General features: G+C 41.1%; 15 protein-coding genes and 1 tRNA gene. 14 read left to right on the top strand and 2 right to left on the bottom strand.

Features of this window, described 5'->3' with window-relative positions:
- Window positions 1-44: 44 nt before the first annotated feature.
- Together HXT47_RS04995 and HXT47_RS04990 are read left to right on the top strand one after the other, a co-directional pair.
- Window positions 45-3,818, top strand: a complete 3,774-nt coding sequence (locus HXT47_RS04995) for a Rib/alpha-like domain-containing protein (RefSeq protein ID WP_421788947.1) — start codon at window positions 45-47, stop codon at window positions 3,816-3,818.
- Between the two features lie 233 nt (window positions 3,819-4,051).
- Complete coding sequence (locus HXT47_RS04990; protein WP_421788945.1) at window positions 4,052-5,698, top strand: SpaH/EbpB family LPXTG-anchored major pilin; 1,647 nt, start codon at window positions 4,052-4,054, stop codon at window positions 5,696-5,698.
- A gap of 55 nt (window positions 5,699-5,753) precedes the next feature.
- On the opposite strand, the gene HXT47_RS04985 is transcribed toward HXT47_RS04990, so the two are convergent.
- Window positions 5,754-5,996 (bottom strand): hypothetical protein, encoded by a 243-nt coding sequence (locus HXT47_RS04985; RefSeq protein WP_421789417.1) that lies wholly within the window; start codon window positions 5,994-5,996, stop codon window positions 5,754-5,756.
- Between HXT47_RS04985 and HXT47_RS04980 the strand changes: the two genes are divergently transcribed.
- From HXT47_RS04980 to HXT47_RS04955, 6 genes are all read left to right on the top strand, one after another.
- Window positions 5,953-6,801 carry a class C sortase gene (locus HXT47_RS04980; protein ID WP_421789406.1) on the top strand — a complete coding sequence of 283 codons (849 nt, stop codon included), beginning with the start codon at window positions 5,953-5,955 and terminating at the stop codon, window positions 6,799-6,801. The two genes, HXT47_RS04985 and HXT47_RS04980, sit on opposite strands and share 44 nt — an antisense overlap.
- A gap of 123 nt (window positions 6,802-6,924) precedes the next feature.
- A complete protein-coding gene (locus tag HXT47_RS04975; RefSeq protein WP_410297560.1) occupies window positions 6,925-9,624 on the top strand; it encodes an FtsK/SpoIIIE family DNA translocase in 2,700 nt (899 codons plus the stop codon).
- Window positions 9,625-9,702: 78 nt separating this feature from the next.
- The gene (gene pgsA / locus HXT47_RS04970; RefSeq protein WP_032835516.1) at window positions 9,703-10,383 is read left to right on the top strand and encodes a CDP-diacylglycerol--glycerol-3-phosphate 3-phosphatidyltransferase; all 681 of its coding nucleotides are present in this window, start codon (window positions 9,703-9,705) and stop codon (window positions 10,381-10,383) included.
- Between the two features lie 109 nt (window positions 10,384-10,492).
- Window positions 10,493-11,182, top strand: coding sequence for a CinA family protein (locus tag HXT47_RS04965; RefSeq protein WP_421776994.1), 690 nt, complete (start codon window positions 10,493-10,495; stop codon window positions 11,180-11,182).
- 204 nt (window positions 11,183-11,386) lie between these two features.
- The gene (recA, locus tag HXT47_RS04960; protein ID WP_004118965.1) at window positions 11,387-12,526 is read left to right on the top strand and encodes a recombinase RecA; all 1,140 of its coding nucleotides are present in this window, start codon (window positions 11,387-11,389) and stop codon (window positions 12,524-12,526) included.
- Between the two features lie 30 nt (window positions 12,527-12,556).
- Entirely contained in the window at window positions 12,557-13,225 is a 669-nt protein-coding gene (locus tag HXT47_RS04955; protein ID WP_004118976.1) for a regulatory protein RecX, read from the top strand.
- Window positions 13,226-13,284: 59 nt separating this feature from the next.
- On the opposite strand, the gene thrC is transcribed toward HXT47_RS04955, so the two are convergent.
- Window positions 13,285-14,811 (bottom strand): threonine synthase, encoded by a 1,527-nt coding sequence (thrC, locus tag HXT47_RS04950; RefSeq protein WP_415706033.1) that lies wholly within the window; start codon window positions 14,809-14,811, stop codon window positions 13,285-13,287.
- A gap of 199 nt (window positions 14,812-15,010) precedes the next feature.
- On the opposite strand from thrC, the gene HXT47_RS04945 reads away from it, so the two are divergent.
- From HXT47_RS04945 to glmU, 6 genes are all read left to right on the top strand, one after another.
- Window positions 15,011-16,288 carry a glutamate-5-semialdehyde dehydrogenase gene (locus HXT47_RS04945; protein WP_117008706.1) on the top strand — a complete coding sequence of 426 codons (1,278 nt, stop codon included), beginning with the start codon at window positions 15,011-15,013 and terminating at the stop codon, window positions 16,286-16,288.
- Between the two features lie 28 nt (window positions 16,289-16,316).
- Complete coding sequence (locus HXT47_RS04940) at window positions 16,317-16,844, top strand: hypothetical protein (RefSeq protein WP_004106492.1); 528 nt, start codon at window positions 16,317-16,319, stop codon at window positions 16,842-16,844.
- Complete coding sequence (gene nadD / locus HXT47_RS04935; protein WP_004118981.1) at window positions 16,834-17,646, top strand: nicotinate-nucleotide adenylyltransferase; 813 nt, start codon at window positions 16,834-16,836, stop codon at window positions 17,644-17,646. Before HXT47_RS04940 ends, nadD begins: the two co-directional genes overlap by 11 nt.
- Window positions 17,647-17,742: 96 nt before the next feature.
- A complete protein-coding gene (locus tag HXT47_RS04930; protein ID WP_032835511.1) occupies window positions 17,743-18,765 on the top strand; it encodes a ribose-phosphate diphosphokinase in 1,023 nt (340 codons plus the stop codon).
- 91 nt (window positions 18,766-18,856) lie between these two features.
- A tRNA-Gln gene (locus tag HXT47_RS04925) sits at window positions 18,857-18,927 on the top strand.
- 114 nt (window positions 18,928-19,041) lie between these two features.
- Window positions 19,042-20,451, top strand: a complete 1,410-nt coding sequence (gene glmU / locus HXT47_RS04920) for a bifunctional UDP-N-acetylglucosamine diphosphorylase/glucosamine-1-phosphate N-acetyltransferase GlmU (protein ID WP_415688382.1) — start codon at window positions 19,042-19,044, stop codon at window positions 20,449-20,451.

Below are 20,451 nucleotides of genomic sequence, written 5' to 3'. Positions count from 1 at the left end.
GTATTCGAGCAGCTTTTAGATTTTTAAGAAATCGAGGCGTTAGAATGTCACGGCTTCACGGCTGTTTCTCTAACCTTATACGTATAACTTGTAGTTTTATGAATCGCCGTCATGCGCTTGATGATGTTAACGGTTCTGTAACTTTACAAAAATCTAAAAGGTGCACTAAAGGGTGCTCTATTGCTAGCGCTTCTAAGTTGTATTACATTCGTCGCGCGGCTCTTGCGTTGATTGTTGCCGTGGCGACTATTCTTGCTGTTCTCGTTGTGCCAGCTAAGCCTGCAAGCGCTGCGCAGGTTATGTGGTCGTATGGTGGCTATGGATATTTTACTGCTAATGGTAATGGTATTGGTAATGCTATTGAAAATATGCATATTGCACCAACACTTACTAAGGATTCTAATGGTACTCATGTGCAGTATGAAATATATTTTAACTATGCTTTTAAGGAGAAGTTAAATCCTCAGCCTAGACAGCGTATTCCAGCACGAGTCACTTTTTACGTAGATCTTCCGAAACAGCTTATTACAGACACTATTAGAGTGAAAAGAGATAGGCGAAATGTTTACGAGAAAAAGTGGAATGACTGGACAAGTCAGAATGATAAAGGCATCCCAGAAACAATGAAAAATTGGGATAAGTATTGGGGCTGGTCTAGAACAATTTCTCGTTGGCATTATGCGTATGGTAGTAACGATTTTAATGGTCAGTGGGAAGATACTGTTGGCAATGGTAATTTTGGCTGTGGATATAATACTGATCCTTCGTCTAAATTTAAGAATTACAGTTTATGCGAAATAAAGAAGTGGCATGACAATGGCGACTTTGGTATAATGCTGCGTTCGTTTGAAAGTGCTAATTCTACGACTTGCTACCGTTGGGTTATTACTGCAGATGTGCCAGATGGTACTGATATTCGTTACATGCCTATTATTGCTGGATATCAGTCTACTAATGCTGAATCTCATGAGCGTGATTATGCAACTTATGGTCCGTATGATCACGATGGTGATGGCATACCAGATAACGTGGAGTGGGATAATAGTACCGATCCAACTAAGCCTGGTGGATTACATTTTGAGGAGTCGGAGGATTCACAGCCTCGTCAAGCTTCTTCCGTAAGAGCTTATACTGATGATGGTCATTGGCATGAGAATGATGGTGATTACTTCGATAATAAGGGTAGTTTTGTTCCTGATTATGGCAGTGACGGTAAAAGAGGTAAGCTGTACAATCATATTCCTAAGAATCTTACTTATTCTATTGATGGTAACGCTTATTTTGATAACAATAAGGGATCCAATGCTCAAGTTACTTTTGATGATCCTAATAGTCCGAAGCCAGAGCCTTTACAACAAGGTCATGCGTGGATTGACAAGTCTACAGGTAAAGTGTATTTTAACCCAGCAGACTCGCATAAGAATCATACAGTTTATATACCGATTAAGGTAACTTATCCTAATCCAAGTAACTACAACTGTAATCATCCTCAGCCTTTTTCAGAGACGGTTGTCGCTAAATTCAAAGTTTGGCCTATGTCTCATTTTTATAAGCCTGTGTATCCAGATTATGATAAAAAACAGGTGCAAGCTGGAAAATCAATTACGTCGGTTCTAGAAAATAAGGGGATTACTAAAGGCGATTTTCCGAAAGGTACTAGGTTTGAGCTTGGTAAGAGTAATAAATATTCTAAACCAGTGCTTTCTTGGTCAAAAATGACTAATGCTAATACTGGTGAGGTAACTTTTACTCCGAGCAAACCTCAAGATCCTAATAATTACGATACTCCTGTAATTGCTCACTATCCTGATGGCTCAAGTAGTACGGATAATGGTCAGGTTTATGCTCACGTTAAAGTAACGCCACTTACTGTAGGCAATAACGACTTAGGTTTTTCTATTGCTGAGGGTGCAGGTATGCACGATTTCGGTAGTAACTATTCCGACCGTATTACTTATGGTTCGTATCATACGGATCATTACACGAATCTTGATAAAGATAAGCAGATAGACAAGAATAGGCTTCTTATACCTGACGCGTGGTCTTCGAATAATAAGTCTCCGATTACATTCCGCGCTATTTGCCACGAAGAAAATAAGGATAATTATACGCTTCTTAAATGGGATGAAGCGAAAAACAGGTCTGTCGGTGAGGTTAACGGATTAAAGTTTACAGCTTTTCATCAATGGAAAATCGCTACGGAAGACGAAGAAAACAAGTGCAGGAATAATAAAAACTGTAATCTTAATGATTTTAAGTACTCGTATTTAACTAAAGATGAGTACAACACGAATACTATGGCTCGTTCTCGCGCGATTATTACTGGAACGCCTAGGAAAAGCGGTAAGTACGAGTGTCGCGTGTTTGCTTTTAACAATGCTGATAGCCTCAAGGGTTTCGATGACATAATTGTCAATGACAATGGTGGAAGTGTTGTTTATAAGAAAATGCTCTTTGCTAATTATGGTACTAAGGGTGAGACTAAGAATTCAAAGGGTAAAGATTGGAATGATCAAACTTTAAAGTTTAGCGTTAAAGCTTCTTACGCTCATAGGAATAATCCTAGTTACGTGCCGTTGAAAGTGAAGGCTGGTGAATATCATGCAAGCCTTACTAACGGTTATAAGAATGTTACTGATGTGCCTACGAGTAAGAAAGGCGCTAATAATGCTACTCATCAGGATGATATAGAAGAAGGCGCGCTTCCAGACGGCACTTGGTTCGAGTTTGATGAAAACCAGTATAAGAAAGATAATCCTGGTTGGTATAAGAAGGATAAGGATCATCCTTATGGAATGTCTTTCTACGATAATGGTCAAGATAATAAGCCTAGCGATGGTGGGAAGACTGGTAAAAACCATGGTACGGGTGATGGTTCTCACTATGGAGTGATGTCTTTTAAGCCGCTTAAGTGGCAGAAGCCTGGCGTGTATAAAATTCCTGTGATCGTACATTATCCGGACGGTTCAAAGTCTACGGATAAAGATGCTGGTAATGGGGATGGCATAAGTAAACCAAATCCAGTGTACGCGCAAGTGACAGTGGATCCAATGGAAGGCGATGATATAAAGCTTCGAGTGCTAAGGTCAGATTCTCCTGACGCGCCTGATATTAGTGATACTGATGGTCAGTTTGGAAGTGGTAGCGGTCTTACCATTATGAGTGGCATGAGTCTTATGTATAGACCGTTTATTGACGCTTGGTCTACAAAAGACGTGTGGAATAGTGGTAATAAAACTGAGAAGAAAATAGGCTTGGAAGTTTTATGCGAAAATGATGACCGTGATTTTGTTTCAAAACTTGCGGGTATGAAAGCAAGTAATCCAATTACATGGAGTCATATTGATACGTACTCCGAGCGTGAGAAATGTAAGAATAATTCTAATTGCAACGCGCAGCATAAATTGTATAGCTATAACGCTAAGGATAATCCGAATAATCCGTTCGATGCTGCTCAACGTACTACTGCTACGCTCGATGGTATTCCAGAAAAAACTGGTGACTATCAGTGCGTTGCTTGGGCTTTGAAACCAGAAGCTAAGAAATCTTTTGATGGTATGAGTAATCATCATGGTGCTAAATATGATTTGTTGAATGAAGTTTACGGTGATCAGTACACCAGGGGTAAAGATTACGAGTTTAAGACTTTCATGATTCACGTTGTGAAACCATTCGCGCTGCCAAAGACCGGCGGATGCGGCTGGAATGCGTCTTTGTGCGTTGTTTCTGCGATGTTGTCTAGTTTGATTGCTGCTGTGTTTGTAATGGATCAAACTAAGCGCGGTCACGAGTTGCTTGGAAGGTGGCGACTCGTATGAAGCTTTTCTACTGGGTGCATGTTTTTAATGTGCGTGTTTTTGATGCAAAATCTCATGGAATTTTGGAGCGTGATATTGCAACATAATATTCCTAAACTTAAAAAATTTACTCATTTATGAGCAAATTGCGTGAATAATTCGAAATTCGGTTAAAACCGATAAACAATTACATACTTACATCAAAATTTCAAAACTTTTAATTGCTGGAAACAGCATTTATGAAAGGAATGAATATGAACAAATTCACTAAACAATGCGTGGCGGCATTCGCCTCGCTCGCAATGGCTGGCACGCTGTGCGTTGCCGGTGCTGTGGTGGCAAACAACGTAGCATTTGCTACTGGTACGACTCAAACAGCTACTGATGCTGATGCACCTTGGAATGCTGCCAATAAAGATAGAAAGGGTTCCATCAAGATTACAAAGTACAAGGATGAAACCGATGAGAAAGGTAATCAGAAGAAGGCAACTCCTGTTAAGGGTGCAAAGTTCAAGGTTTACAAAGTAACCACCTTTGATTTAACAAAATACGATCAGTGGCTTGATGTTGCTGCTAAGGTTCCAACTCTTAATGCTAATCCAAATGATTCTTCTGCTGGTTTAAGCTTTGATAATGGAACTGAAAAACCTACAAATGATAGTGGTGTTGCAAAGTTTGATCAATTGGGTATCGGCTTATACAAAGTTGAAGAAACAAGTGTTCCAGATGGATACGAAAAGCTTCCGCAGCCATTCTTTATGACTATTCCACAAATCACCAGTGGTAAAAAAGGCACAGAATATGATTACAATCCAACTGTCGATCCTAAGAATGCATATACTAAGGATGCTATTAAGAAGACTGTTGACACTACAGGAATGGTTGGTACAAAGGATGATTTGCCATATACCATTTCAACTTCTGTAGTTACAACTAGTGGTACGCCTGTTAAAGATCGTAAGGCTGATGATTATCAGGGCTTTGCTGTGTGGGATGACGCGTTGAAGACTGCTTATGATTCTAGTGCAGCTGTAGTTAAAAGCGTTAAGATTGGGGATACTCCTATTACTAACAGCAATGGTAAAGAAGATAAGTATAAGGTAGCGGTTGCTGCAACGCCTGGTGATAATACTCGTCAGCGTATTACCGTATCGTTTACAGATGCAGGTCTTGGCGAAATTGCTAATGCTCTTAAGACTTCGCCAAATGCAAAGTTAACTGTTGAACTTAAATTCACTCTTAAAGAAGGAGTTGCTGCTGGCGACCTCGTTAACAAGTATGGTTATCAGCCAGGATATAAGAAAGGTACTCCTGACCAGGATAAGCCAAAGCCTGTTAATCCAACTCCAAATCCAGATTCTAAGGTAACTCTTGTCAAATTCCAGATCAAGAAGATAAGCAGTACTGACGGAAAAGCTATTAAGGGCGCTAAGTTTGCTGTGTTTGCAAAGCCAGATGATGCAAACGCATGCGCGGCTGACGCTTCTCGTACTGATGCTAAGTGCAAGAACAAGTCTTCTAAGGGCTTTGCTACTGATGCTGAAACTGCTGATAAGACTGGTTTGACAGCAGCTGGATTTGAAGCAAAAGTTGGACAAAAGTTCTACGTTGTGGAAACTAAAGCTCCAGACAACTATGTTTTGGCTCCAAAAGTTGAAGAAGTTACTATTCCTACGACTTACTTAACAGACGCTAATTATAATAAAGATTCGAAGACGTTTGTTTACTCGTTCAAGGATGTTCCAACGAGCAACAATAGCATCGACCGCTGGTTCAAGCTTCCAAAGACCGGTGCTTACGGCGTGTTTATTTTCGCTATTGCTGGCATTGTTTTGATTGCTGCAAGCGTGTTTATTTACACTCGTAACAATCGCAAAGAAGAAGATAAGCAGCGCGCTTAGTATTCTTCTAACGTAAATATATTATAAAAAACTCAGGGGGTTGGGCGGTATTTGCTTAGCCCCCTGTTTTACTTTTTGGAAGTGGATTTATGAGTTTGACTAAATTTGCAAAAGCTTGCCGCGATAGCTTAGAGAGGCTAGTTCGATTCGCAGGCTTACATATCCTTAAATCCACTAAAAACAAATCTTCTGCAAATGAATCGTCTGCAGACTCAGATTCTGCAAATCCCAAAAAATCTGTTTTTAAATGCGTTATTGAACCAATCATTCTGGCGCTAGCTGCAATTCTATGCTTCACTTACCCAGTGGCATCAACACTGTGGAATAATCACGTGTCTAAACAAATTTCCATAGATTACGACAAAGTAACTTATAATCAAGCCGCTAGCGTGCGACAATCTATTCTAAAAAGTGCGCGAAAATACAATGCGCGCAGAAAAAAAATTTTTACAGCCGATCCGTATGATGGTAGTGACAATTACAAAAAAACAGCAGACTATAAGTCATATATCAAACAACTAGACGAACCAATGGGAATTATGGGAATCATAAAAATCCCAAAAATAGGCGTAAAACTACCGATTTATCATGGTGCTTCGCGCGATGTTCTAGTTCGCGGAGCAGGGCACTTGTATGGCACAGATTTGCCAGTGGGCGGCAAAAACAGGCATACTGTTATCACAGCTCATACTGGTTTGCCTACAGCAACCATGTTTGACGGTTTAATCGATATGAAGCGTGGAGACTACTTCTACATTGATGTACAGGGCTATACAATGCGCTATAGGGTGTTTCGCATTAGCGTGGTCGATCCGCATGATATTAGTTTGTTGCAGCGTGAAAAGGGTCGCGATTTAGCGACGTTGCTTACATGTACGCCGTATGGTGTTAACTCGCATAGATTGCTAGTGACGGGGTATCGCGTGCTGCCGGACCCAGCGCATGCTCCAGAAGATCATCTTCAGTGGCCATTCTGGATGACTATGTTCCTTATAGCATTGATAAGTTGCGCGGTAGTTCTTGCCACAATGATTATTGCTATAGTTCGAAAACGTCGTAATAATAATATTGCGCCGCAAGGAATGCATATTGGCAGTAAATAAAACTCAGCTGCAACCGCTTCATTTAAATAACCTCAGTCTATGGAGTAGACTGGTATGGTTACGCATATGTATGTTGATGATGACATGGCGTACTAAATAGCACATGGTGCAGAAGGAGTATTTATGGCTGGTAAGGCTTCACCTAGTGAACCATTGTGGGAGACAATTCTCCTGTTTGTGCCTAGAACTTTAGGAAAGTTAGTGCGCTCGCTTTTTGGTGTTGGAGAATACGATGAGGCATATCGCAGAGACGGTTTGTGCTTCGTTATGCTTGTTCTTGCGATTTTATTCTGCGCATCAGAATGGTTTAGAGTTAGTGGATTTATTGGAGTAGGTCTCCATTTTGTGTCTTCTAGTTTGCTTGGAATTATGAGCGTTGTTCTGCCTGTATGGTTAAGCGTTGTCGCTTTTAGGTTGATGCGTAACAGTGGAGCTGGCTCTGGTAATCCTCGTGTTATTAGCGGATTTATTATTCTATTGTTATCTGTTTGCTCAATTCTTGATATTTCTTCTGCGCCTCGCGGAAAAGCATTTAATTTAGACACTGTGCAGAAGTCAGGTGGGTTATTAGGTTTTGTACTCGGATCTCCGCTATCGTGGGGTCTTTCTCGTATTTTTGCAATTATTATTTTTGTAGTAGCTGCTATTTTTTCGATATTAATGATTACTCGCCTTCATGTAACTGATATAGCTCAAGGTGTTGCTACTATTTTTGCTAAATATAACAGTAAAAAATCTTCTGAAGATTTAGGAAACTCTGAAGAAGATAATTCTGACAGCAAAACCAATTCTTTGGAATTTGCAGATGGCGTGCCAACTCACAATGAAGAGTCGTCGAAAAATAATAGCGGATCTTCTCAAATGTCTTCTGTGTTGAAACTGTTTAAATCATTCTTTAAGCGTAAAAACAGTAATAATAATGGGGAATTGCTTGACGAATACGCCGGCGATGATGCATTTTCGCATGCTGCTTCTCACGGTAATAGTGTAGATAATCTTGAAAGAGTTGAACCTCGTAAAGCAAGAACTGTGAGCAGCTCTTCCGATAATAATGCTGCAAATAATTCCCAATTTGAAAATGCTGATAATAATTCGAGTCAACTTACACCTAGAAGTGTTTCATCTTCATCAAAGCCTGTTCCTGAAGAAATATTGCCAAAAGCTCCTATGAGTGATTCCTCTTTATCTGCAAGCGATCCATGGTCAAGTATTCCAGCTGAACGTATGGATCAATATCGCAGGGATCAGGAAGATTCAGATAATGAAAATGCTGCAGACGGCGAAAATGGTGCTGGCAATAATAATGAGCCTTCTTTTGATTCTTTCTCTGAACCTTACAAGCTCCCTGATTTGAATCTTTTAGCTCATGGCAAGCCTCATGCTGCGAGAACTCCAGCAAACGATAACGTTATTCGCGCGCTAACTTCTACTTTTGAGCAATTTGACGTCGACGCTCACGTTATTGGATTCCTTAGAGGACCATCTGTTACGCAGTACGAGGTTGAGCTTGGTCCTGGTGTAAAAGTTGAAAAAGTTACGAATTTGCAAAAAAATATTGCATACGCTGTAGCTAGTACGGATGTGCGTATTTTGTCGCCAATTCCAGGAAAGTCTGCTATTGGTATTGAAATTCCAAACGTCGACCGCGAAATTGTGCATTTGGGAGATGTTCTGCGCTCGCAAAAAGCTATGAATGACCCTAATCCTATGCTTACAGGTGTTGGAAAAGATGTTGAAGGTCATTTCGTAACTGCAGCTCTCGATAAAATGCCGCATTTGCTTGTTGCTGGCGCTACTGGTTCTGGTAAGTCGAGTTTCATTAATTCAATGCTTACTTCGATTATTATGAGAGCAACTCCTGAGCAAGTTCGCATGATTATGGTCGATCCTAAGCGCGTGGAGCTTTCTGCTTATGCTGGCATTCCGCATTTGCTTACTCCGATTATTACGGATCCTAAGAAGGCTGCGCAGGCTCTTGAGTGGGTTGTTAAAGAGATGGATGCTCGCTACGATGACTTGCAATTCTTTGGTTTCCGTCATGTTAAAGATTTCAACAAGGCTGTTCGTGAAGGAAAGGTTCACGCACCGGCTGGATCTGAGCGAAAAGTTGCTCCATACCCGTATTTGCTTGTGGTTGTGGACGAGATGGCTGATTTAATGATGGTTGCTAAGAACGATGTTGAAAGTTCTATTCAGCGTATTACTCAGCTTGCTCGAGCTGCAGGAGTGCATTTGGTTCTAGCTACTCAGCGCCCGTCTGTTGACGTTGTAACAGGCTTGATTAAAGCAAATATTCCTTCTCGTTTGGCTTTTGCTACTTCGTCTGCTACTGATTCAAGGGTTATTCTCGATACTGTTGGTGCAGAAACTTTGATTGGTCAAGGCGACGCTTTGTTCCTTCCAATGGGTGCTGCAAAACCTCAACGTGTGCAGGGTTCGTGGGTGAGTGAATCTGAAATCCGCAAGGCTGTGGAGTATGTTCGCACGCAGCGTAAACCAAAGTATCGTGAAGATATTGAGCAAATGGCTCAAAAAGCGGATGCTCAAGCTCAAAGCAAGCTTAAAACTAGCGATATTGGCGACGATATGGACGAGTTGCTCCAGGCTGCTGAGCTTGTTGTCAGCTCGCAATTTGGCTCTACTTCAATGCTTCAGCGTAAGTTGCGCGTTGGCTTTGCAAAGGCAGGTCGATTGATGGATTTGCTTGAATCTCGAGGTGTTGTGGGACCTTCTGAAGGTTCTAAAGCTCGCGAAGTTTTGGTTCAGCCTGAAGATTTGCCAAAAGTTTTGGCTTTTATTCGTGGCGAGTCAGATTCGTTATAAGATATTGTATTGTTGTGTACAACACCAAGTTGTGTGTGCTAGAAGTTTTTACTTTGCAGTAGAATGAAGGTTATGCGTATGAAGAAAAAAGCTAAGTCATCATTTTTTGCTGGCTGGAATTATGCTCCAAATATTGTGACTTATATCCGTATCGTGCTTTCGCTTGTTTTTATTGTTTTATATTTGAAAGCAGGTACGTGGGGTTTTGATTCAGTTTCGTTGCGTTGGGCTGCGTTTGTGCTGTTTGTCGTAGCTGCTTCTACGGATAAGCTCGACGGGTGGATGGCTCGTAAATATCATAAGGTTACAGAATTAGGTAAGTTACTTGATCCAATTGCGGATAAAATTCTTATTCTAGCTGCGCTTATTATTGCTTCTGTTTTCGGCGAAATTTATTGGTGGATAACCATCTTGTTCATGATTCGCGAAATTGCTATTACTCTTGTGCGAATTTATGTTGTTAATGTTCGTGGAAGAGTAATTGCTGCATCCTCTGCAGGAAAGTATAAGACTCTTACGCAGTCGATTGGTATTGCAATGATTATTGCACCTCTTGTTGCAACTCTTCATGCTAATCCATTGCCTTCTTGGATGGTTTCTTACTATGCAGTGGCTTTTGGCTTGCTTGGTATTTCTTTGGGCTTTGCTTTCTATTCTGCAGTTTTGTATGTCTATAGTGCTTTCTTTGAGGGTTCTTCAGATAGCGAATCTCAAGTTGATGATGCAAAAAATGCGGTTCCTTTGCCTCCTGTGAAGTAAATAAAATCAATAAGTAAACTTCTTGTTTGTAGCTTACGGTTTTTCATAGATTATCCCTAAAGGGTTTATGTTGTGGAAAATCGTAAGCTACAATCATATCGAGCGTATTATGAATAATTCTTCAGATTTTAATACAGTTTCTTTAGCCGCGGATCTATTGGAAAAAAGTTTTATTAAAGGAATGCATATTGCTTCAGCAGAGTCGTTAACTGGCGGGCTTTTGGCTGATGCTTTTGTTTCTGTTCCTGGTGCATCACGAGTTTTTTGTGGTTCTGCTGTCACTTATGATATTCATGCTAAATCCAAAATTCTTGGTGTAAATTCTAATCTTTTACAATCTGAAGGCGCGGTTTACCAGGATGTTGCTTTTCAAATGGCGATTGGAGCTGCTCAAATATATCGTGGCAGTGGATGGGTGTATGGGGAAGATTATGAGTGTTGTGCAAATTTTCCTATTATTGGCTTGTCTACAACTGGTGTTGCAGGTCCTGGTCCCGATGGCAATAAACCAGCAGGTTTAGTTTATGTTGGAATATTTTTGCCTAAAGTTAATGATGCTGTGGATTCTGTTAAAGATGCGGCTCATAAAGAACTTGAAGATGGATGCGTGAGTAACGTCTATGATTATGATTTTGCTCAGATCGAGAGTCAAAGCGTAACTAAAATTGCGCAATCAAGTGTTGCTTTTGTTTTTGAATTGAGATTATCTGGCAGTCGTCAGGAAGTTCGCGAATCTACTGTATTTCAGTTGTTGAGAATTACTAATGAGTTGATTGCTTATGTCGAAGATTGTAAGTAGTTGGGTTGTAATCAAGACACGCGCTATCGAACAAATGTTCGCATATATAGTATACTTGTGTTTGTCGAAATGATTTAAGCTGAGTTAGCGTTTAAGTGCTTGGATTAAATGTTTTATCCACATTGCACAAAAATGCTTGTACTTGAATCTAGTATGGAACTAAGGTCGTTCGATACATAACGGCATGCGAAAGGAGTAGCATACATGGCGCAAACGAAAAGTAAAGGCAGTATTAATCGCCTTATTGATGCGGATAAAACAGATCCACGTCGCCAAGCAGCGTTAGAAACTGCTTTAGCCAATGTTGAACGACAATATGGAAAAGGTTCTGCAATGCGCTTAGGTGATAGACCTATGCAAGATGTAGAAGTTATTCCTACTGGTTCATTAGCGTTGGACACTGCTTTGGGGATTGGCGGTGTTCCTAGAGGGCGAATAGTTGAAGTCTACGGTCCTGAGTCTTCTGGTAAAACAACTCTTGCTTTGCATATCGTTGCAAATGCTCAAAAAAATGGTGGGGTAGCGGCATTTATTGATGCTGAGCATGCGTTGGATCCTGTCTATGCGCGAAAGCTTGGAGTAGACACGGATGCTCTTATTGTTTCTCAGCCAGATAACGGTGAGCAGGCATTGGAAATTGCTGATATGCTTATTCGTTCTGGTGCGTTAGATGTTATTGTTGTTGATTCTGTAGCGGCATTAGTTCCTAAAGCTGAAATCGATGGCGATATGGGAGATAGTCATGTGGGCTTACAAGCTCGCTTAATGAGTCAGGCGTTGCGTAAGATGACTGGTGCTCTTTCACAAGCTGGCACTACTGCTATTTTTATTAATCAGCTTCGTGAAAAAATTGGCGTATTCTTTGGTAACCCTGAAACTACCACTGGTGGTAAAGCTTTGAAGTTCTATGCGTCTGTGCGTATGGATATTCGCAGAGTTTCTACTATTAAAGAGGGTGAAGAAGCTGTTGGCAACCGAACGAAAGTTAAGATTGTCAAGAATAAAATGGCTCCGCCTTTCAAAACTGCTGAGTTTGATGTTCTTTACGGAGAAGGTATCTCTACTGAAGGTTCTGTTATCGATATGGGGCTGCAAGCTGAAGTTATTAAGAAATCTGGTTCTTGGTTTACTTATGACGGTGAGCAGCTTGGACAAGGTCGTGAAAACGTCCGTAAGTTCTTGAAAGATAATCCAGCTATTACTGAAGAAATTAGCGAAAAAGTCAAAGCTTCGTTAGGTTTAATGCATCCTGAAGATCAATTCGCTGAAGATTCTGAACTAGATCAATTCGCTGATGATTCTGTAGCTAAAAATTCTGCACAAAAGTCATCCGAATCGAAGTAATAATAAGATTACAGTGTAAAGCGAATGAATATGCCTATTAGTGTAGAGAGTTTTCTTCGCGATCATCCAGTAGAGCGGACTGAAGAAGATGACGAAAGTAATAGCGTAAAGCCACATACTCGCAAAAAAATATCGCATAAATCAGTACTTTTAAGCGCAAAAAATAATACAAAAAACATGCCGTATGTAAAAAACACTAAAGTAAGTGATTTAAGCGACGAACTTTGCAATAGTAGTGAAGATGATTGCAGGGAAGCTGCTTTAAGGCTTTTAGATTATGCTCCTCGCTCTGTGATGGACATGCGCAAAAGGCTTAAAGAAAAAGGCTACACGGAAGTTGCTATTGACGCGGTTATTCATCGTTTGCTTGAATTGCATCTTCTTGATGACAATCAATATGCTCAAATGGTGATTCGCTCTTGCGCTGTGAGGCTTCTTGGTGCTAGAGCTACTCGAATGGAATTGCAGCGTAAAAATGTTGATCCTGCTGCTATTTCACAAAACGTAGCTTCTGCTCAAAACTCTGGAGTATTCACTGAAGCAGCGTGGGAACTCGGTCGCAAAACGGCTTCGCGCACGAGAAATCTTGAGCCTTTAGTCAGAAGACGAAGATTTTTCGCAGCAGCTGCAAGAAAAGGTCATGATTTAAACGTTATTAACGAAGTGTATGCAGCTTTATTCGAAAGTAATAACGAATGAATAGTAAAAGAGGCTGGATTATACAAGTAAACCAGCCTCTTTCGCTTAAAACTTTATGATTATTTTGCGAAATTATGCGCTTGAGCTACAACATACTCAGGCATATCTTCAACATTAATAACATCATTAAAGCGTGGAGTTTTATTTTCAAGATTTCTAAGCATGCTTGGAGCTTTAGTTCCTGTAGCTTTACTAAGAGCGTCCATGCATTTGAAATCATCCATATCTTGCACATGCTCAATATTCAAAGATTCAGCAACAACACGAGGGAATTTATACGGGCTTGCAGTGCTTAGCAATACTCTAGGTGTGCTTTCGTCATGTGGAATATTTTGCATAACGAAGAATCCGCAAGCAGTATGTGGATCGATCACATACTTGTACTTGTTCCAACAGTCATAAATAGCTTCGCGAATTTGATCCTCATTCGCCCAACCGCAGCCAAACAGTGAGCGAATCTTTGCAAGCACATTTTCTGGAATCTCAAAAGCGCCCCATTGAGTCAAGTCATTCATAAGCATTTGTATTAAACGCGTGTCTTTATCGCACATGTAATAAAGCATTCGCTCCAAATTAGAAGAAACCAAAATATCCATAGAAGGAGCAACAGTGTGATGGAATGTGCGCTGACGGTTGTAAGTGCCGCTTACCAAAAAATCAAAAAGCACATTGTTACTATTGCTAGCAACAATGAGATGCTTCACTGGAAGACCAAGCATTTTTGCATAATATCCTGCTAGAATATCGCCAAAATTGCCTGTAGGAACACAAAATTCTACTTCGTCTCCAAGTTTTATAACTTCGCGTTCAATAAGCTGCTTGTATGCTGCAAAATAGTAAACAACTTGTGGCACAAGACGACCAACGTTAATTGAGTTAGCTGAAGACAATACTGTATTCGCATCTTCTTCAATATTTTTGTTGAGCTCATTATTTGTGAAAATCTGTTTAACGCCTGTTTGAGCATCGTCAAAATTACCGCGGACTGCGCAAACTTTCACATTTTCGCCTACCTGAGTAGTCATTTGCAATTCTTGGACGCGGCTAACTTTTCCTTCTGGATAAAAAGTAATCATAGAAGTGCCTGGAACATCAGCAAAACCAGCCAAAGCAGCTTTACCTGTATCTCCAGAAGTTGCAGTTAGAATCATAACGCTTTTTTCAATATCAGATTCGTTCTCGTGTTGAGTTTTAGTGCGAGACATTAATTGTGGCAACATTTGCAAAGCAACGTCTTTAAACGCACAAGTAGGACCATGGAAAAGTTCCATCACAAAATCGCTAGTGTTCCCAAGCTGCTGGAGTGGAGTAATAGCGTTATTAGACCATTGATTGCCGTATGCCAGTTTAATGCAAGAAGAAAGCTCTTCTGAAGTATAATCAGGCAGCAACAGTTGCAAAATATCCTGCGCAATTTCTTGATACGATTTGCCTTGCAATTTAGAAATATCGTAACGCTCGCTACCAAGGCTATCAGCTACAAATAATCCGCCATCTTCAGCAATTCCTTTACGTATTGCCTCTTTTGATGTGCATGTTGGCTTAAGCGAACGAGTGCTATGGAAAATAGTTGTATCTGATGCCATAATAACTCCGTAACCGTCTGTTTATAGAGAATATTTTTTACTTACGTAGATTATTTATGTAAATTATTTACACAACTTATATCAAATTATGGTACCTGAAGCGCTGGGCGAATGGGCGTGTGCTAATCTCATATATATAAATGCTTTTGTTTTACTATTAATTAATTGGCGATTAGGCAAATAATCTATAGGGGGAACGTTGTCTGTTGATGATTTAGTGAATGCTCGTGCTGATTGTGCGCGCAAAGCGTGGCGTAATTTTGCTCATGCAGATACTCGCGCAAAAAATGCGCTTCTCGAAAAAATGGCAGATGCTTTAGAGTTTGCAGCTTCAAATATTGCTGAGGCTAACAAAAAAGATCTTAAAGAAGCTGAAGCTAAGGGAATGGATGCTGGAAAGCTCGATCGGCTTAAATTTGATGAAGAGCGAATCCAAGCTTCTGCAAAAAGCGTGCGAAAAATTGCGCAATTGCAAGATCCTGTAGGTCAAGTAGTTCGCGGATACACTCTTCCTAATGGAATTAAACTTTCGCAAATTCGAGTTTCAATGGGCGTTATGGGAATGATTTACGAAGCTCGTCCAAACGTAACTATTGATGTAGCTGCTTTGTGCATTAAATCTGGAAATGCTGCGATTTTGCGAGGAGGAAGCGCGGCTCTTCATACGAATCAGGCGAGTATTGAAGTTATACAATCGGTTCTTAAAAATTCTAACTTTAGTGCTGATTTGATTCAGGCTGTTGACGATTTAGGAAGAGACGGAGCTACGTCAATGATGCATGCTCACGGTCATATTGATGTGCTTGTGCCTAGAGGTAGTGCAAATCTTATTGCAGCAGTTGTTCAAGAATCTACGGTTCCTGTTATTGAGACTGGAGCTGGAAACGTACATATTTATGTAGATAAAAGCGCTGATATTAAAAAAGCTATACCAATTATTGTTAATGCAAAAACGCAACGAGTAGGCGTGTGTAACGCTGCTGAAAAATTATTAGTGCATAAAGCTGTTGCGCAAGAATTTTTGCCAAAAATCGCTGCTGCTTTAGCTGAGCATAATGTAATTTTGCATGCAGACGATAAATCTTACGATATTTTGCAATCCGCTAATATTCAAGGATTGCAGCTTGAGTGTGCCACTGAGGAAGATTGGAAGCGAGAATATTTGTCGCTGAATATGGGTGTAAAAGTTGTAGATGATTATACTGATGCAGCTTCTCATATTGCGAAATATTCTACTGGCCATACTGAAACCATTATTGCTGAAGATTACTCAACTATTCAAAGTTTTATTGCAAGTGTTGATTCCGCCGTAGTTATGGTAAATGCTTCAACGCGCTTTACAGATGGCGGCGAATTTGGTTTCGGCGCAGAACTTGGTATTTCTACGCAAAAATTACATGCAAGAGGCCCTATGGGTTTGCTTGAAATGACAACAACCAAATGGATCGGCTACGGAGATGGGCAAATAAGAGCATAAAGTGCATAAAGTGAGGTATTGTAAGAATATGGTAAATATGGATGAGAAAACTTCTTGTTTAACTCCTTTAGAAGCGCTTGATATTGCTGCTGAACGTTTGTCCATTGTGCGATATGTTTTTTTGGTGCAAATTGAAGATGGTATTGCTTCTGCATCGCAACGTTCATCGCTTGAGTATGCTGATGCAGTGTTAATGGGCTGGCCAGATTCTGATTCGAATGATGTGACTATTCCTGATGAAACTTCGTTTAATAATGTTCTTAAAAATGTTCGCAATATGGAAAAGAATATTATTAAGTTTAGCGAATTAGAACGTGATCATGATATTGATGGCATGACATCCATGCTTGCTAAAATTTCGGAATCTGTAGCGAAAATTCGTGGTGCGTATCAACCAGATTTCCCTCTTCCAACTTTTGCCGAAATCCAGCGTGTCGTAAAAGATGAGTGGGATGAAGAAATGGGCAATATTAATCCGGATAGCGCAAATGTTGCATCTGGGTTAGTGAATGAAACTCAAGTGGAAGACAAGGAATCTGAAGCGAATGAGTCCTGAAATTTACGAAGATGCAGAACGTCGCATGTCTGACCTATTTCATGGCGCGTTTACTGGTAAAGAAGCGGCTCCTCCTGCGGTTGTGAATTCAGTTCATAAACGTACTTCTACTCGTGGCAATGTGCACGAGCGTCAGCGCATTGGAATTATGGGCGGCACATTCGATCCAATACACAATGGTCACTTGGTTGCTGCTTCAGAAGTTGCTTGGGTTTATGATCTTGACGAAGTTATTTTCGTTCCTACCGGTAGGCCTGTTTTTAAGCTTGATAAAAAAGTTACGAATGCAGAAGATCGTTATTTAATGACTGTTATTGCAACAGCCTCAAATCCAAAGTTCACTGTTTCTAGGGTTGATATTGATCGCCCTGGAGTTACTTATACTATCGATACTTTGCGAGATATACGTGCTCAACATCCTGATGCGGAACTTTTCTTTATTACTGGAGCTGACGCTATTGCTGAAATAATGCAATGGAAAAATGCGCGCGAAATGTGGAATTTGGCTCGATTTGTGGCTGTTACTCGTCCTGGCTATTCGAGGCCAGAAAAGTTAGCAGATTCTAATTCTCCGTTAATGCCTCGCCAAATGCATACGAATGATACTGGTATTGCAGCGAATCGTGACGATATGGTTCATTGTGATTCTACGCATTTGCCGGTTGATATTTTAGAGATTCCAGCATTGTCTATTTCTTCTACTGATGTTCGTCGTCGAGCTGAGCATGGTGAGCCGGTGTGGTATTTAGTTCCAGATGGAGTAGTTCAATACATAGTTAAGCATGGTTTATATCGTGCGTAATTATTGATTTTGTAGGCTTGTCGTTTATCGTCTGTGCAAAAAGTTAGTATTGATTATGTTCATTTCGCGAATTAAAGCGAACTAATGTTTGGAGATATGGTGAGCATCGTCCTTGAAGGAAAGCCAGATAAAAACCTTGTTCTCGTTACCGGTCGCGCACATCCGAAGCTTGCTCGTGATGTAGCTGATCAGCTTGGAATTGATGTACTTGAAACTACGGCATACGATTTTGCTAATGGTGAAATGTATGTTCGCTATACGCAATCTGTGCGTGGTACAGATGTATTCGTTATTCAAAGCCACAGTGATCCTGTTAACAAGTCCATTATGGAACAGTTAATTATGATTGACGCTTTGAAGAGGGCTTCTGCTCGTTCTATTACCGCAGTTTGCCCACTTCTTGGCTATTCTCGTCAAGATAAGAAGCATCGCGGTCGTGAACCTATTTCTTGCCGCTTGATGTTTGACTTGCTAAAGACTGCTGGTGCTGATCGCATTATGAGCGTCGATTTGCATGCGGCTCAGTCTCAAGGATTCTTCGACGGTCCTGTTGATCACTTGATTGCTATGCCAGTTTTGGTTGATTACGTACGTGATCGTTTCCGCGATGATCTTGCTAATGTGACTGTTGTGTCTCCTGATGCTGGTCGTATTCGCGTAGCAGAACAGTGGGCTCAGCGCTTAGGCGGCGGTCCTTTGGCTTTCGTGCACAAAACTCGCGATATCACTTGCCCTAATAAGACGGTTGCAAATCGCGTCGTTGGTGACGTTGCTGGACGCGATTGCGTTATGGTTGACGACTTGATCGATACTGCAGGAACTATTGCAGGAGCTTGCAATGTGTTGAAGGAAGCTGGAGCTAAGTCTGTTACAGTTGTTGCAACTCACGGCGTGCTTTCTGGTCCTGCAGTCGAACGTTTGAAGTCTTGTGGTGCTAGGGAAGTTGTTTTGACTGATACTGTGCCTATTCCAGAAGAGAAGCGTTGGGATGGTTTGACTGTTCTTTCAATTGCTCCGCTTCTTGCAAGCGCTATTAAAGCAGTGTTTGAGGATGGTTCGGTTGCTAAGCTTTTCGACACTTATCCTGAGCATCACGGACAAGGATTCTTATTTGCTTAAGTATTGATTTTGTGCGGTTTGCTTTTCGGCACGCCAATTTGACGTTTTTCGATATTATGGCATAATAGTGACTTGGCGGTTTTTCCGCCGTTCCCTCATGGTGTAATGGCAGCACACGGGTCTTTGGAACCCTTTGTCTTGGTTCGAATCCAGGTGAGGGAGCTTACTTGAAGCGCTACTCGTTGAATCGGGTGGCGTTTTTTGTTTTGAACGCTGCTAATAAGTAATAGAATTACATACAGCGAAATTTATTGAAATAGTATAAGGAGCGTATGCGTGGAAAAGCATGATGTAACTGCGGCAATAATTTTGGCAGCAGGCGATGGGACGCGTATGCGTTCAGAAACTCCAAAAGTACTACATCCATTTGCTGGTAAAACATTTCTCAATCGTGTTATGGATGCCATGAATGGCGTAAATCCTAAAAAACTAGCTGTAGTTGTGCATGCTCAGGCTGAACGCGTAGCTGCTGCTGCTGTTAGCTATAACGAAAATGTGCATATTGTAAATCAGGACGAAACTCCCGGAACCGGCAGAGCAGTGCAATGTGCTATTAAAGATCTTAACGAAATTGCTAAAAACGAAACTGGTGAAGCATTAAAAGGAGCTGTGCTGATTGCCGCAAGCGATATGCCGCTACTTGATACGCAAACTTTGCAGTCTTTAGTTGATTTTCACGATAATAATAACAATGTGGCAACAGTTCTTACAGCAGTATTAGACGATGCAACTGGCTACGGCCGTATTGTGCGCGAAGCAAACGGTGACGTTTTGCGTATTGTTGAGCATAAAGATGCAAATGCTGGAGAGCTTGCTATTCATGAAGTGAACACTTCTGTATATGTATTCGATGCGACTGTATTATGTGACGCGATTGCAGATCTTAACTCTCAAAATGCTCAAGGTGAGTTCTATTTGACTGATGCTTTGGAACATGCTCGAAAGTTTGGTCATGTTGGTGCAATGTCTGCTCCAGATCCGCTTACTGTAGAAGGCGTAAATAATCGTGTGCAATTAGCTGCGCTCGCAAAAGCACATAATAAGCGCGTGTGTGAAAAATGGATGCTTGAAGGTGTAACTATTCTCGACCCTGATACTACTTGGATTGAAGATAGTGTTACGCTCGCACAAGATGTTACTGTGCTTCCTGGGTGCTTCCTTCAAGGTCGTACTACGGTTGCAAGTGGTGCTGTAGTTGGCCCTTACACGACTCTTATTGATGCGCAAATTGATGAGGATGCTGTGGTTGAACGTTCGCGTGTACAGGAATCGCATATTTGTAGAGCTGCAAACATCGGTCCTTGGACGTATTTGCGTGCAGGAAACGTACTTGGTGAGGAAAGTAAGGCAGGAGCTTTCGTAGAAATGAAGAAAGCTCATATTGGAAATGGCACTAAAGTACCTCATTTAAGCTATATTGGCGATGCTGATTTGGGTGAGCATACGAATATTGGCGGCGGTACGATTACTGCAAATTATGACGGAGTGCATAAGAATCATACTACGATTGGTTCTGGTGCTCACGTTGGCGCAGGAAACCTGTTTGTAGCACCGGTTACTGTGGGAGATGATGTTACTACCGGCGCTGGATCGGTGGTACGTCACGATGTTCCGGCTGATTCTATGGTGTACTCGGAAAATACTCAGCACGTTGTAGAGGGCTGGAAGCCAGCTTGGGAACGCTAA

Source organism: Gardnerella sp. DNF01205, from assembly GCF_049244135.1.
Taxonomy (GTDB): Bacteria; Actinomycetota; Actinomycetes; order Actinomycetales; family Bifidobacteriaceae; genus Bifidobacterium; species Bifidobacterium leopoldii.
The sequence above is the reverse complement of the archived record's forward strand: the minus strand, read 5'-3'. Positions and strand labels throughout refer to the sequence as shown.